Origin of the sequence: Listeria innocua (assembly GCF_028596125.1) — a bacterium.
Lineage (GTDB): Bacteria > Bacillota > Bacilli > Lactobacillales > Listeriaceae > Listeria > Listeria innocua.
On the sequence record NZ_CP117229.1, the window covers coordinates 516,318 to 528,755 of the forward strand.

The window sequence follows — 12,438 nt, forward strand, 5'->3', positions numbered from 1 at the left end:
GGGAGAAATAAACATGAAAAAAATAACGAATAACTTATTTGCAGATATTGGCTTTTTATTTTTCATCTTGCTTTGTTTCATCACGATTGGCTTTATGATTAATACGCCAGATGAATATTTGCGAAACATTATTTTATTAAATATCACTTTTTTACTTGTGATTATCACCTATTTTACAAATTTAACGCTTGGTTTGATTTTAAATGTCCTCTATATTTTCATTTATGCGACTTACATTATTTATGAAATTGTTGCAAATCAAATGGCATATGGAATCGGCAGCTACTACTGGCTTATTATTACGCCACTTTTTACGGTAGCGAGTGCGATGTTTACAAGAAATACCTCCAGACTACAAGAAGAAAATACGAAAATCAAACAGCAAAACTTATATTTAGGAACCATCGATCAAGAAACTTTACTTAAAAATATCGTTTCTTTCCAAAATGACGAGCGCATTTTTTCCAGCATTTCGCGTCGTTATGATTTACCATTATCACTGATGGTTATCAAAGTTCGTCACTGGCGCGAGTTGAAACGATTCCAAAGCGAAGATGAAATGCGCCTGGCACTGCAAGATATTTCGGCAGTTTTAGAGACTTGTATCCGTACGAGTGATGTTCTTTATTTGCTAGATAAGGACGATGCGACTTGGGGGCTCTTGCTTTTAACAGATGAGCCAGGCGGGAAATTAGTTGCTGACCGAATTAAAAGTCGCATAGCTGAGGCCAACACCGAAGAATTTGCCGCGAAGTACCGAGTGAAACTAGAACTTCGAATTGGAACAAGCCAATTTGACAGCGAAAAAGTGAAGACACCACTCGATTTTATTGATTTAGCGACAAAAGAATTAGAATATGACGTGTAAAATAGAGAGTTACCTTCTATAATAGGAGGTAACTTTACTTTTTTGATAGGAGGCGCTTGATGAACTTAGAAGAAATAGTCGCATGTATGTTATTAAATGAAAATGACAAAGAAATTCAGCGGACGCAAACGGAGCATCGTATGAAGTTGGTCGACTTTTGGCAAATTAAAAAAGGAGAACGTGTCCTTGAAGTTGGCTGTGGGCAAGGCGATACGACGGCAGTGCTTGCGAGTGCAGTTGGCGCAGATGGCTTTGTTCAAGCAGTTGACATTGCCCCGAGCACGTACGGAGCACCGTTTACGATTGGCGATGCAACGGCTCACTTGAAAAAATCTAAACTAGGTGCTCAAATTGATTTTAAACTAGGGACAGATATTTTAAATGGCGATATTACTTTTTCGGATAAAGCTTTTGATGTGGCGGTGTTATCACATGCTTCTTGGTATTTCAGTTCTAAAGAAGAGCTAATCGAAATGCTCGTTTTACTAAGCAAGTGGGCGAAACGGGTTTGTTACGCGGAATGGGATACGAGAATTACAGATGTGAACCAAACATCTCATATGTTAGCTGTATTGACACAAGCTTCCTACGAGGCATTCAAACAAGAAACCCAGTCGAATATCCGAACTTTTATCACCCCAGTAGACATGCAAGAAATTATCCAAGCTCATCATTGGAAGATAGGCGCGGAAACAAGTATTTTCTCAGAAAAAATGCAAGATAGTCGCTGGGAAATCAGTTATGTGAAAGATTTTATAACAAAAGAATTAGCCGCAGATATAGGTTTACCAGAAAAGTTCAAAGTATTTTTACTGAGCCAAAGCAATTTAATTACACTAGAAAATAGTTTGCCAATGGCGTCGTATTGCACTTTTTGGCATGCGGAGTAATTTTGCTTTCTTTTTCACAAGATTGCGATTTTTTATGCTATAATGGAACGTATTAACGAACTAAAGGAGTGTTGAATGTGAGAGCTGTACTTACTGTAATTGGAAAAGATAATGTGGGAATTGTCGCTGGAGTTAGTAATAAATTGGCAGAACTTAACATCAATATTGTCGACGTATCACAAACGATTATGGATGGATATTTTACGATGATGATGATGTGCGATATTAGCCAGATAACGAAAGAATTTGATGAAGTAAAAACAGAATTAACTGGAAAAGGTGAAGAACTCCAAGTAAAAATACATATTCAACGTGAAGAAATTTTTAACGCAATGCATAAACTATAGGATGGAGGCGATTCTAGTATGGAAACTAACCAAATTTTAGAAACAATACGTATGATTGAAGAAGAGAAGCTAGACATCCGAACAATTACCATGGGGATTTCTTTGCTAGATTGTATGGACGGTGACGGTGAAGTAGCTAGAAAGAAAATCTACCAAAAAATCGTGACAAAAGCGCGCAATCTAGTGGCTGTTGGTGAAGCGATTGAATCCGAGTTTGGTATTCCGATTATAAATAAACGGATTTCTGTCACGCCAATTGCGATTATAGCTGGCTCAAGCGCTGACACTGACTACGTAGAATTTGCTAAAACACTCGATGCGGCCGCAAAAGAAGTTGGCGTGAATTTTATCGGTGGTTATTCCGCTCTTGTCCAAAAAGGTTACACAAAAGGTGACGAGATTCTCATTCGCTCCATTCCGCAAGCTTTAGCTCAAACAGAACGAGTTTGCTCTTCCGTTAACGTCGGCTCGACTAGAACAGGAATCAACATGGATGCGGTTCGTCAAATGGGTGAGGTAATTAAAGAAACAGCTGATTTAACAGCAGACACTCAAGGACTCGGTTGTGCGAAACTCGTTGTATTCGCCAATGCAGTCGAGGATAATCCTTTTATGGCAGGAGCATTTCACGGAGTTGGAGAAGCTGACTGTGTTATCAATGTCGGCGTCAGTGGTCCTGGTGTTGTGAAACGCGCTATCGAAAAAGTAAAAGGCGAACCATTTGATATTGTTGCCGAAACAGTGAAACAAACAGCTTTCAAAATTACTAGAATGGGTCAACTCGTTGGTCAAGTCGCTTCTGAAAAACTCGGTGTTCCTTTTGGAATTGTTGATTTATCTTTAGCACCAACACCAGCGATTGGTGATTCAGTCGCACATATTTTAGAAGAGATGGGACTAGAGATGGTCGGAACTCACGGTACAACGGCTGCTTTAGCACTATTAAATGATGCGGTGAAAAAAGGCGGCGTCATGGCTTGCGGTCACGTTGGGGGATTATCAGGTGCATTTATTCCGGTTTCTGAGGATGCGGGGATGATTGAAGCCGTACAACAAGGCGCCCTTAATCTTGAAAAACTAGAAGCGATGACGGCAATTTGTTCAGTTGGACTTGATATGATCGCCGTACCAGGTGACACAACCGCCGAAACATTAGCTGCGATGATTGCTGATGAAGCTGCAATCGGAGTGATTAACAATAAAACAACCGCTGTCCGAGTAATTCCGGCGAGCGGTACCAAAGTTGGCGATATGGTCGAATTCGGTGGTTTACTTGGAACGGCGCCAGTAATGCCAGTAAACGGTAAATCCTCCGCTAGCTTTATTGCGCGCGGTGGTCGAATCCCAGCACCAATTCATTCATTTAAAAATTAACAAAAAGGTTTCCTCGTAAATTTACGAGGAAACCTTTTTTTATGTCGTTTTTCTCTCTACCAAATGGAAATCTAAATCAAGCAGCGGCAAGTTGCTTCCAAATAATTGATTCATAATGAGCGTAAAAGCATTTTCAGCTTGTAAATTTACAGGGTAATGAATCGTTGTAATATCAAGCAAATGCGCCACTTCCATATTATCAAACCCACAAATCGCAAAATCTTCCGGGACACTGTAACCAAGCCGTCTAGCTTCCGTAAGTAACCCCGCCGCAAAATAATCATTTGGTGTCAAAAATGCATCTGGTTTATGCTCAGTCTCACTCCACCAATGCGCAATCTTTTCCCCGTCTTGCCGACTACCCTGCCCGTAAAACTGTCTAAATTCATGAGGATCAAGCTCATAACGCGCACAAAAATCTTTAAAAGCAAGCATGCGACTTTGCGTATTGAGTCCGGTCGTATTCCCATAAACATTCACAAATTTTCGGTAACCTTTTGCATATAAATGTTCTAGTGCAAGCGTATATCCATCATATTGATTCATAAATACAGAGGGGATTTTTTCACTCTCGACACGCTGCCAAGTGACAATCGGGCCGTATTTGGTATAATGCTCAATTGTTTTCCAATCATTTGATCGAATCACAAGAACGAGTGCATCGATTTGTTTTTGCCGTAGCATTTCTAAAGCTTCCAGTTCTTTATCCGGATCAATCCGCGTCATAAACAAAGTAACGTTATAACCATGCTCTTGAGCCATCATCGTAAAACTTTTTAAAAATACATTCAGTGAATCTGTAAAACTAGGAATGACCATACCAATTAACTTAGTTGCGCCTTTTTTCAGTGATACAGCGTTAATATTTGGAACGTAATCTAACTTGTCAATAATTGCCTGGACGCGTTTTCTTGTTTCTTCACTCACATAGTCGCGATTATTAATTACTCGGGAAACTGTTGCTGATGAAACACCCGCTAGTTTCGCGATTTCTTGTATATTTGCCAATTGCAAAACACCTCGTTTTCTCGTAGCTCTGTATTTAGTATACCAAAAAAGCCCGCCAAATAGCCAGTTTAGATAAATTTAAAATAAGTGCTTGACCTGTAATGCATTACATGAATTATGATGAATGAGAAGAAAAGAAAACGCTTTAAAATTCTAGGAGGTAAGTATATTATGAAAAAAGGTGTAAAAATCGTTACAATTGGTGGGGGTTCCAGTTACACACCAGAACTTGTTGAAGGATTTATTAAACGCTATCATGAACTTCCAATCAGAGAACTTTGGCTAGTAGATATTGAAGCTGGTCGTGAAAAATTAGAAATCGTTGGTAATATGGCAAAACGTATGGTCAAAGCAGCAAACATTGACTGCGAAGTACATTTAACACTCGACCGTCGTGAAGCTTTAAAAGATGCAGATTTTGTTACAACACAATTTCGCGTTGGTTTATTAGACGCTCGTATTAAAGATGAAAGAATTCCACTTAGCCACGGCATCATTGGTCAAGAAACAAACGGAGCAGGTGGGATGTTCAAAGCATTCCGTACAATTCCTGTTATTCTTGGTATCGTCGAAGATATGCGCGAACTATGCCCAGATGCTTGGTTAATCAACTTCACTAACCCAGCAGGAATGGTAACAGAAGCAGTTCTTCGTTACGGAAACTGGGATAAAGTTATCGGTCTTTGTAACGTGCCAATCGGAGCAGTGAAAAGCGCTTCAGACGTTTTAGAAAAACCAGAAGAAGATTTATTCTTCAAATTTGCAGGAATCAACCACTTGCACTGGCACCGCGTATTTGACAAAGATGGTACAGAATTAACAGAAAAAGTGATTGATGGTCTTTATGCGCCAGATGCGAATCCTGGAAAAGTTGTTGAAAACATTAAAAACATGCGCTTCTTATATGAGCAAGTTAAACATCTAAAAATGCTTCCTTGTCCGTACCACCGTTACTACTACATGACGGATGCAATGCTTGAAGAAGAACTGGCATCTTTCAAAAACGAAGGTACTCGCGGAGAAGTCGTGAAAAAATTAGAAGACAGCTTATTCGAATTATATAAAGATCCAAATCTTGATTACAAACCAGAAGAATTATCCAAACGCGGAGGCGCACACTACAGTGATGCAGCATGTGAAATCATCAATTCCATTTACAACAACAAAGGTACAGTAATGGTAGTATCTACTCGTAATAATGGCGCAATTGATGACGTTCCTTATGATAGTGCAGTAGAAATCACAAGTGTTATTCGCGCGCACGGTGCGGAACCAATCAACTTCGGTAAATTCCCACCAGCACAACGCGGCTTGCTACAAGTAATGAAATCAATGGAAGAATTAACAATTGAAGCAGCAGTAACAGGCGATTACGCAACTGCACTTCAAGCTTTTACTTCTAACCCACTTGTTCCTAGCGGCGACTTAGCAAAAACAATTCTAGATGAAATGCTAGAAGCGCACAAAGAGTTCTTACCACAATTCGCTAAATAATTCGCAAGTGATCCCTATTTTCTAGGGATCACTTTTTTTGTGAGTTGTTTTAGCGAGCATTTTTTCAAGTTTCCTGTAAAATAGAAAAAAGGAGGTATGCTTCATGCAAACAAATCTTGAAAGAATCAAAAAACACATAGAAAATTTAGATAGATTTACAGCAACTCCGGGTCAGGGAACAACTCGGCTTACATATAGCAAAGAAGACCTCGGCGCGCGTAATTATTTAAAAGAAGAAATGGCTAAAGTAGGCCTTACTGTCTCAGAAGATGCGATTGGAAATATCTACGGACGACTAGAAGGCGACAATCCAGACTTACCAGCAGTAATCGTCGGTTCTCATTTTGACTCGGTACCAAATGGTGGTGCTTTTGACGGTCCAGCAGGTGTTATAACTGGGCTTGAAGTAGCTAGCGTTTTTCATGAACAGCAAATAAAACCCCATTTTCCACTTGAAATCATCGCAATGGTGGAAGAAGAGGGATCTCGTTTCGGAGCGGGACTACTTGCCTCCCGAGCAATTACAGGCAAAGTGACAAAAGAAATGCTACATGAAATGAAAGATATAAATGGTGTTACTGCCGCAGAAGCTATGGCAAACCTAGGATTTGACGCAAATCAAGTACATACAGCCATTCGGTCCAAAGATTCCGTCAAAGCTTTCATTGAACTACACATCGAACAAGGCCCAGTCCTAGAAAATGCGAATGAAGATGTTGCGCTAGTTGACACGGTCGTTGGTTTAACAGAAATAAAAGTTACCGTAAAGGGTCAAGCAGGTCACGCCGGAACTACCCCAATGCTAGAACGAAAAGATGCTCTAAGTGCAGCTGTCCAAATTCTTAATAAGCTTCCTGAACTAGCTATCCAAGAAGGCGGCGGAACTGTCTTAACAATTGGCAAACTTAATGTCTACCCGAACGGCGCTAATGTAATACCAAACAAAGTCGTTTTCACAGTAGATATTCGAGCAAAAGACGAAATCCACGTCCAAAATACATTAGAAAAAACAAAAAAAGTTATTCAAGCTTTCGAAAAAAACGGTATTATGTGTGAAATAGAAGATATGCTCTATGAAAAACCAACACATTTATCAACAGAAATTCATCAAGCATTGACCGAAAGCGCCGATAAACTTGGTCTTAAATATCGAACAATGGTTAGCGGCGCAGGACACGATGCAATGATTTTCGCAAGTTTAACCGAAGTAGGACTTATTTTTGTACCAAGCCACAAAGGTATAAGCCATGCACCAGAAGAATGGACCGATTACGACAAGCTCCAAAAAGGCATCGAAGTCGTACTTGAAACAGTTAAAAAATGGACGGGGGAAAGCGAACATGAATAATAAAATAAAACAAATAGTCTTAAATAATGAAGAAAATATGATAGCCTTCCGCCGCGATTTGCACATGCATCCAGAACTGCAATGGCAGGAATTTCGAACAACCGATCAAGTTGCAAAACAACTAGATCAGCTCGGAATCCCTTACCGACGTACCAATCCCACCGGACTAATTGCAGATTTAAAAGGCGATAAAGTAGGCAAAACGATTGCTTTACGAGCGGATATGGATGCACTACCAGTCCAAGAATTAAACCAAGATCTTTCTTATAAATCTACAGAAGACGGCAAAATGCACGCATGCGGTCACGATGCCCACACAGCCATGCTATTAACCGCAGCAAAAGCACTCGTGGAAATTAAAAGTGAGCTACGCGGAACAGTCCGCTTCATTTTTCAACCATCAGAAGAAATTGCTGAAGGCGCGAAAGAAATGATTGCCCAAGGAGCGATGGAGGGCGTGGATCACGTCTTTGGTATCCATATCTGGTCCCAAACCCCAAGCAATAAAATATCTTGCGTAGTTGGCTCGACATTTGCTTCTGCGGATATCATCCAAATTGATTTCAAAGGTCAAGGCGGTCACGGAGCAATGCCACATGATACAATCGATGCTGCGGTGATTGCTTCTTCGTTTGTCATGAACCTTCAAGCAATTGTAGCCCGTGAAACAGACCCGCTTGATCCGGTCGTCGTAACAATTGGAAAAATGGAAGTCGGCACACGCTATAACGTTATCGCTGAAAATGCCCGATTAGAAGGGACGCTACGTTGCTTTAACAACACAACCCGCGCCAAAGTGGCAAAAACAATTGAACACTACGCGAAGCAAACAGCCGCTATCTACGGCGGCACAGCTGAAATGATTTATAAACAAGGCACACAACCAGTTATTAATGATGAAAAAAGCGCATTACTCGTCCAAAAAACAATCATTGAATCATTCGGTGAAGAAATGCTTTACTTTGAACGCCCAACAACCGGCGGCGAAGACTTCAGCTATTTTCAAGACGAAGCTCCCGGGAGTTTTGCGTTGGTTGGCTCCGGAAATCCCGAAAAAGATACCGAATGGGCCCACCATCATGGACGTTTTAATATTGATGAAAGTGTCATGAAAAACGGCGCAGAGCTATACGCCCAGTTCGCCTATAATTATTTAAACCAAGATGAGATTTAAACAAAAAACAGCCTCAAGCGAATTCACTCGCTTGAGGCTGTTTATATATCGACTATTGTTTTTCTACAACATGTACGTCTTCAAAAGAACCGTATTTTGTCCACCAAGGAACGGCACCTTCATCAAGTAATTTATCAAGAGAGGTAATATTTTCTTTCCCTTGAGTACGAAGCCATTCGCGTAAAGCATCATCGCCTTGTTTACCATAAACTTCGATACCATCAGCCCAAGTTGCACGACCACAAAGTACACCACTATATTGTACGTTATGTTGATTAGCAAATTGGATTGTTTTATGGAACATTTCAGAAGTTACGCCAGCACTTAGATAAATAAATGGAAGTGGGCTTAAGTCAGAGCATTCTTCAAAATGACGAGCTGCTTCATCTTGCGTATAAGCTACTTCACCTTCAGCAAAACCTTCCACATATTTGAAGTTTACTGGAACCTCTAGTTTAAGTACATCTACACCGTAACGAGGTTTAGAGAATTCTTTAATAGATGCTTTTACTTTCGCTGGTTTTAATTTTGCATACTCTAAAGAACCAGAATCAGTAACTTTTGCATCGTAAGTAATTGGTTCTAAGAAAAATGGAATATCAACTGCGCGACATTCTGCACCAATTCTTTCTAAAAAGGCATATTTAATTTCATTGATTTCAGCAGGTTCATCTGGATCATAATAAACAAGAATTTTAACAGCATCTCCGCCGTTTTCTTTAATACGAAGTGCCGATAAATCTTCAATTAAATCAGGAAGTTTACCAGGAGTAGTTGCGTCATAACCTGTTTTTTCATAAGAAGTTAAAAGTCCGCTACCTTCGTGACGAGCTTTGATTGCTGGAGTACCATATTCTAAATCAAGCAAAATCGCAGAAGCATAAGGTGTAAGTTCTTCAGAAACAAGTTGTTTGAAGTCTTCCACATCTTTTTTGTTTTCTGTTCCTTTTGCTTGTTGAATCATTTTTTTGAGTGAACCGCGTTGGTCAATGGCAAGTGCTGCAATGACGCCTTTATCGTTGGAGAGTCTTTGTAAACCATCAAATTTACCTTTTGTTATTTGTACCATTTTTATCTAGTCTCCTTTATAGCAATTTGTCGTTGCTTTTATCAATTTGTCCATCATTAGTATACCACTTATAACTTTTTTTAAAACATAGGTATATTTCCGTATTGATTTATCCTGGATAATAAATTACTATATATGTGGAGTGTTAGGTATTATTAGAAATTTGGGATAATTTCTTTTAATACATTCTCTTTTGGGAAAGTCAGTTAGCGATTAGACTAGACCAGGAGTGATGAAATGAATCGACGCGAAAGACTAAAACATAAAAGACGCAAGAACGTATTTATCGTGTTGAGTACTGTACTTATACTTTTTTTTATGGCCACTAGCTGGATGATCTATGAATTTAAAAGTAAAGAACAGCAAACAGTATCCGCACCAACAAAGAAAAAAGCAACTACAGCCACTAAGCCAAAGGAAAAACCGACTACCAAAAAAGCTGAAAAGCCAAAAGAGCCGGAACAAGTTGAAGAAAAGCCAAAAGAAACGATAGTAAATAACAAAGAAATTGATGCTTATTTAAAAGAAATCGGATTTAGCGGCTCGGCACTTGTTGTTCGTGATGGACAAATTGTTATACAAAAAGGGTATTTATATGCAAATCGTGATGCAAAGGTATTGAATACGCCTGATACGCTATATTATATCGGTTCTTCTCAAAAGGCGATAATAGCAGCAGCTTTATTACAATTAGAAGAAAAAGGTAAAATAAATACAAACGATCCAGTATCGAAGTATTTACCTAATTTTCCTAATGGTAATAAAATATTGATTAAAAACTTTTTGAATCATACCTCTGGAATTGTCGGACGGCCAGAGTTCTCTGGGACTGTAACGCCAGAACAATTAGTTACAGGTATTGAGAAGCGGGGAATTAAATCACAGCCTGGGAAATGGGATTATATGGATGCAAATTATACAATTGCAGGATATATCGTAGAAAAAGTTAGCGGAAAACCACTCGCAACTTATTTGCAAGAAAATATTTTCGAACCAGCAGGAATGAAACATACTGGATACTTTCAAAAAGATGTTGATGGGGGAAAAAATATATCAACAGGCTACAAAATAGATGAAAATGGAGTTTATCAAAGTCCGAAGTTAGTAGACTTAACGAAATTATATGGAGCAGGGGATATTAGTATGTCTACTACGGATATGTATTTATTTGATAAAGCTTTGATGGATAAAAAAATAATCTCTGAAGCAAGCTTTAAAAAAATGTTCACACCGGGTAGTAAATCTAATTATGGAATGGGCTTTTATGTAGATCCTGGGAGTTATAATAGCCACGGGGTTGTAACTGGTTGGGATGTTTCTAATAGCATGAGCCACACTGGCAGAACCTATGTGATTTTATTCTCTAATGTCCAAAATAAGATTGCCTCTTTTGGAAAAGTGAACAATCATATTTATAGTTTATTAAACAAATAAAGAAACTCGATTCTGTTAACAGAATCGAGTTTTTATTTATTTACCAGTAATTTGTTTTACCGCATCTTCCATTTGATAAAGTTGAGCAGCGGCACTGTAGTCACTCCATTTGGTGTTGTCTACTTTATATACTTGGTTTTTCTTCACAGCGGGAATATCTTTCCAAACCCCGTTAAGCATTTCGTTAACAGAATCTTCATTACCATCAGTAGGCATTAAGATAAATAATCGATCCGCTCCGGCTGCATATTCAGGAATAGCTTCACTTGAAATTGCTTTTGTTTCTTTGTTTGCTTTAGCACCATCAGTTGGAGTAAAACCAGCTCCAGAGAATAAGCCGTCAAATACTTTCGCATCATGAACATAGATTTCTTTGCCGTAGAATTGAATCACAGCAGCTTTTTCGTTCTCCACGCCAGCATCTTTTAACGTTGCCTTAGCTTCTTTAGAACTTTGAGCGTAATCTTTGTCCCATTTTTCTTTTTCTGATTTTTTATTTAAGAGATTTGCGATATTAGAAAGTTGTTTGTCAGGAGTATCACCGAAATGTGAGATGTAAACTGGCGCAACTTTTTCTAAATTCTCTAAAAGGTCTTTTTGATAATCACTAATAATAATTAAATCTGGTTTTAAATTAGCGATTTTCTCAATACTTGGTTTATCATTACCAACACTTTCTGTCCCTTTTGTTGCTTTGGGATATGTAGTGATGTAATAATCCGTTGTACCAACAGGTTTTACGCCTAGAATTTCCATTTCACTTACGTTTTGAAGTGCTACAATTCTTTTTGGTGTTGTTGGTACTTCTACTTTACGATCCATTGTATCAGTTACTGTTTTTGTCGCAGCTTCTTTTTCTTTGCTTGAATCTTTATCCGAAGAGTTGCCACAAGCGGTTAGTACTACTGCTAAAAGTACAGTCATTAAAATAGCAGCCCATTTATGCTTTTGGTACATTGTGTATTTCCTCCCTAATTGAAAATGATTTTCATTATCGTTACAAAAGTAATTATATCGAAAAGAGGGAGGATTGACAAGGTGAAACATAACACAAATTATTTTTATTTTTTAAAATTGGATCGTGTCGCCTATTGCCAGGGTAGGAAATACTTCTGGGGAGACAACGATTGCGCCAGGTAATACTTCATTTTGACCAGAGCGGAAATAAATCGAAATGTGTCCAAGTTCTTCCAAATTTTTATTTGCTTCCGTACCGACTTCTTCTATTATATAGACTTGATCTCCAATTTGTAGTGTATTCCCTTTCGAGAGGGCACTTTGGGGTGCTGCTTCGAACTCATGAATAACGGAGATTTCTCGTAATTCATTAGTGGCTGTTGGTCCAAATAAAATGACGATCTTTTCTTCTTCAAAAGCTGGGACAAGTGGCCCGATTTCAATGATTTTACTTTTAGTCATAGCAATTTCCTCC

12 protein-coding genes are annotated in these 12,438 nt (G+C 38.8%); 8 read left to right on the forward strand and 4 right to left on the reverse strand.

All coding sequences use genetic code 11. The features are described 5' to 3' along the window. Positions 1-13: 13 nt before the first annotated feature. The 4 genes from PQQ29_RS03030 to PQQ29_RS03045 all read left to right on the forward strand — a co-directional run bounded on the left by PQQ29_RS03030 (position 14) and on the right by PQQ29_RS03045 (position 3,479). Positions 14-868 carry a diguanylate cyclase domain-containing protein gene (locus PQQ29_RS03030; RefSeq protein ID WP_003770648.1) on the forward strand — a complete coding sequence of 285 codons (855 nt, stop codon included), beginning with the start codon at positions 14-16 and terminating at the stop codon, positions 866-868. Between the two features lie 59 nt (positions 869-927). Beyond that, a complete protein-coding gene (locus PQQ29_RS03035; protein ID WP_010990472.1) occupies positions 928-1,758 on the forward strand; it encodes a class I SAM-dependent methyltransferase in 831 nt (276 codons plus the stop codon). A 77-nt stretch (positions 1,759-1,835) separates the two neighbouring features. Continuing rightward, complete coding sequence (locus PQQ29_RS03040; RefSeq protein WP_003760632.1) at positions 1,836-2,105, forward strand: ACT domain-containing protein; 270 nt, start codon at positions 1,836-1,838, stop codon at positions 2,103-2,105. A gap of 18 nt (positions 2,106-2,123) precedes the next feature. Further along, complete coding sequence (locus PQQ29_RS03045; protein WP_010990473.1) at positions 2,124-3,479, forward strand: PFL family protein; 1,356 nt, start codon at positions 2,124-2,126, stop codon at positions 3,477-3,479. Positions 3,480-3,518: 39 nt separating this feature from the next. Here PQQ29_RS03045 and PQQ29_RS03050 read toward each other — a convergent pair whose 3' ends face one another. Beyond that, positions 3,519-4,487: a LacI family DNA-binding transcriptional regulator gene (locus tag PQQ29_RS03050; RefSeq protein ID WP_070753580.1), complete on the reverse strand. Its 969-nt coding sequence runs from the start codon at positions 4,485-4,487 to the stop codon at positions 3,519-3,521. A 171-nt stretch (positions 4,488-4,658) separates the two neighbouring features. Between PQQ29_RS03050 and PQQ29_RS03055 the strand changes: the two genes are divergently transcribed. The 3 genes from PQQ29_RS03055 to PQQ29_RS03065 all read left to right on the forward strand — a co-directional run bounded on the left by PQQ29_RS03055 (position 4,659) and on the right by PQQ29_RS03065 (position 8,503). Next, positions 4,659-5,981, forward strand: a complete 1,323-nt coding sequence (locus PQQ29_RS03055; protein ID WP_003721330.1) for a 6-phospho-beta-glucosidase — start codon at positions 4,659-4,661, stop codon at positions 5,979-5,981. A gap of 103 nt (positions 5,982-6,084) precedes the next feature. After that, positions 6,085-7,329, forward strand: a complete 1,245-nt coding sequence (locus PQQ29_RS03060; protein ID WP_187984009.1) for a Zn-dependent hydrolase — start codon at positions 6,085-6,087, stop codon at positions 7,327-7,329. Then, positions 7,322-8,503 (forward strand): M20 family metallopeptidase, encoded by a 1,182-nt coding sequence (locus PQQ29_RS03065; protein WP_147732720.1) that lies wholly within the window; start codon positions 7,322-7,324, stop codon positions 8,501-8,503. Before PQQ29_RS03060 ends, PQQ29_RS03065 begins: the two co-directional genes overlap by 8 nt. A gap of 52 nt (positions 8,504-8,555) precedes the next feature. On the opposite strand, the gene PQQ29_RS03070 is transcribed toward PQQ29_RS03065, so the two are convergent. Further along, entirely contained in the window at positions 8,556-9,572 is a 1,017-nt protein-coding gene (locus PQQ29_RS03070; protein WP_003770662.1) for a tagatose-bisphosphate aldolase, read from the reverse strand. A gap of 237 nt (positions 9,573-9,809) precedes the next feature. Between PQQ29_RS03070 and PQQ29_RS03075 the strand changes: the two genes are divergently transcribed. After that, positions 9,810-11,006, forward strand: a complete 1,197-nt coding sequence (locus tag PQQ29_RS03075; RefSeq protein WP_010990477.1) for a serine hydrolase domain-containing protein — start codon at positions 9,810-9,812, stop codon at positions 11,004-11,006. Between the two features lie 36 nt (positions 11,007-11,042). Here the strand turns inward: PQQ29_RS03075 and PQQ29_RS03080 are convergent, their stop codons facing one another. Both PQQ29_RS03080 and PQQ29_RS03085 read right to left on the reverse strand, forming a co-directional pair. Further along, positions 11,043-11,963: an ABC transporter substrate-binding protein gene (locus tag PQQ29_RS03080; RefSeq protein ID WP_003760649.1), complete on the reverse strand. Its 921-nt coding sequence runs from the start codon at positions 11,961-11,963 to the stop codon at positions 11,043-11,045. 111 nt (positions 11,964-12,074) lie between these two features. Continuing rightward, positions 12,075-12,425: a PTS glucitol/sorbitol transporter subunit IIA gene (locus PQQ29_RS03085; RefSeq protein WP_010990478.1), complete on the reverse strand. Its 351-nt coding sequence runs from the start codon at positions 12,423-12,425 to the stop codon at positions 12,075-12,077. Positions 12,426-12,438: the final 13 nt, after the last annotated feature.

Excerpts from the sequence above, each read along its gene's own strand:
- PQQ29_RS03030 (WP_003770648.1), top strand. The coding sequence starts at position 14 with ATGAAAAAAATAACGAATAACTTATTTGCAGATATTGGCTTTTTATTT.
- PQQ29_RS03035 (WP_010990472.1), top strand. The coding sequence starts at position 928 with ATGAACTTAGAAGAAATAGTCGCATGTATGTTATTAAATGAAAATGAC.
- PQQ29_RS03045 (WP_010990473.1), top strand. The coding sequence starts at position 2,124 with ATGGAAACTAACCAAATTTTAGAAACAATACGTATGATTGAAGAAGAG.
- PQQ29_RS03055 (WP_003721330.1), top strand. The coding sequence starts at position 4,659 with ATGAAAAAAGGTGTAAAAATCGTTACAATTGGTGGGGGTTCCAGTTAC.
- PQQ29_RS03060 (WP_187984009.1), top strand. The coding sequence starts at position 6,085 with ATGCAAACAAATCTTGAAAGAATCAAAAAACACATAGAAAATTTAGAT.
- PQQ29_RS03065 (WP_147732720.1), top strand. The coding sequence starts at position 7,322 with ATGAATAATAAAATAAAACAAATAGTCTTAAATAATGAAGAAAATATG.
- PQQ29_RS03070 (WP_003770662.1), bottom strand. The coding sequence starts at position 9,572 with ATGGTACAAATAACAAAAGGTAAATTTGATGGTTTACAAAGACTCTCC.
- PQQ29_RS03075 (WP_010990477.1), top strand. The coding sequence starts at position 9,810 with ATGAATCGACGCGAAAGACTAAAACATAAAAGACGCAAGAACGTATTT.
- PQQ29_RS03080 (WP_003760649.1), bottom strand. The coding sequence starts at position 11,963 with ATGTACCAAAAGCATAAATGGGCTGCTATTTTAATGACTGTACTTTTA.
- PQQ29_RS03085 (WP_010990478.1), bottom strand. The coding sequence starts at position 12,425 with ATGACTAAAAGTAAAATCATTGAAATCGGGCCACTTGTCCCAGCTTTT.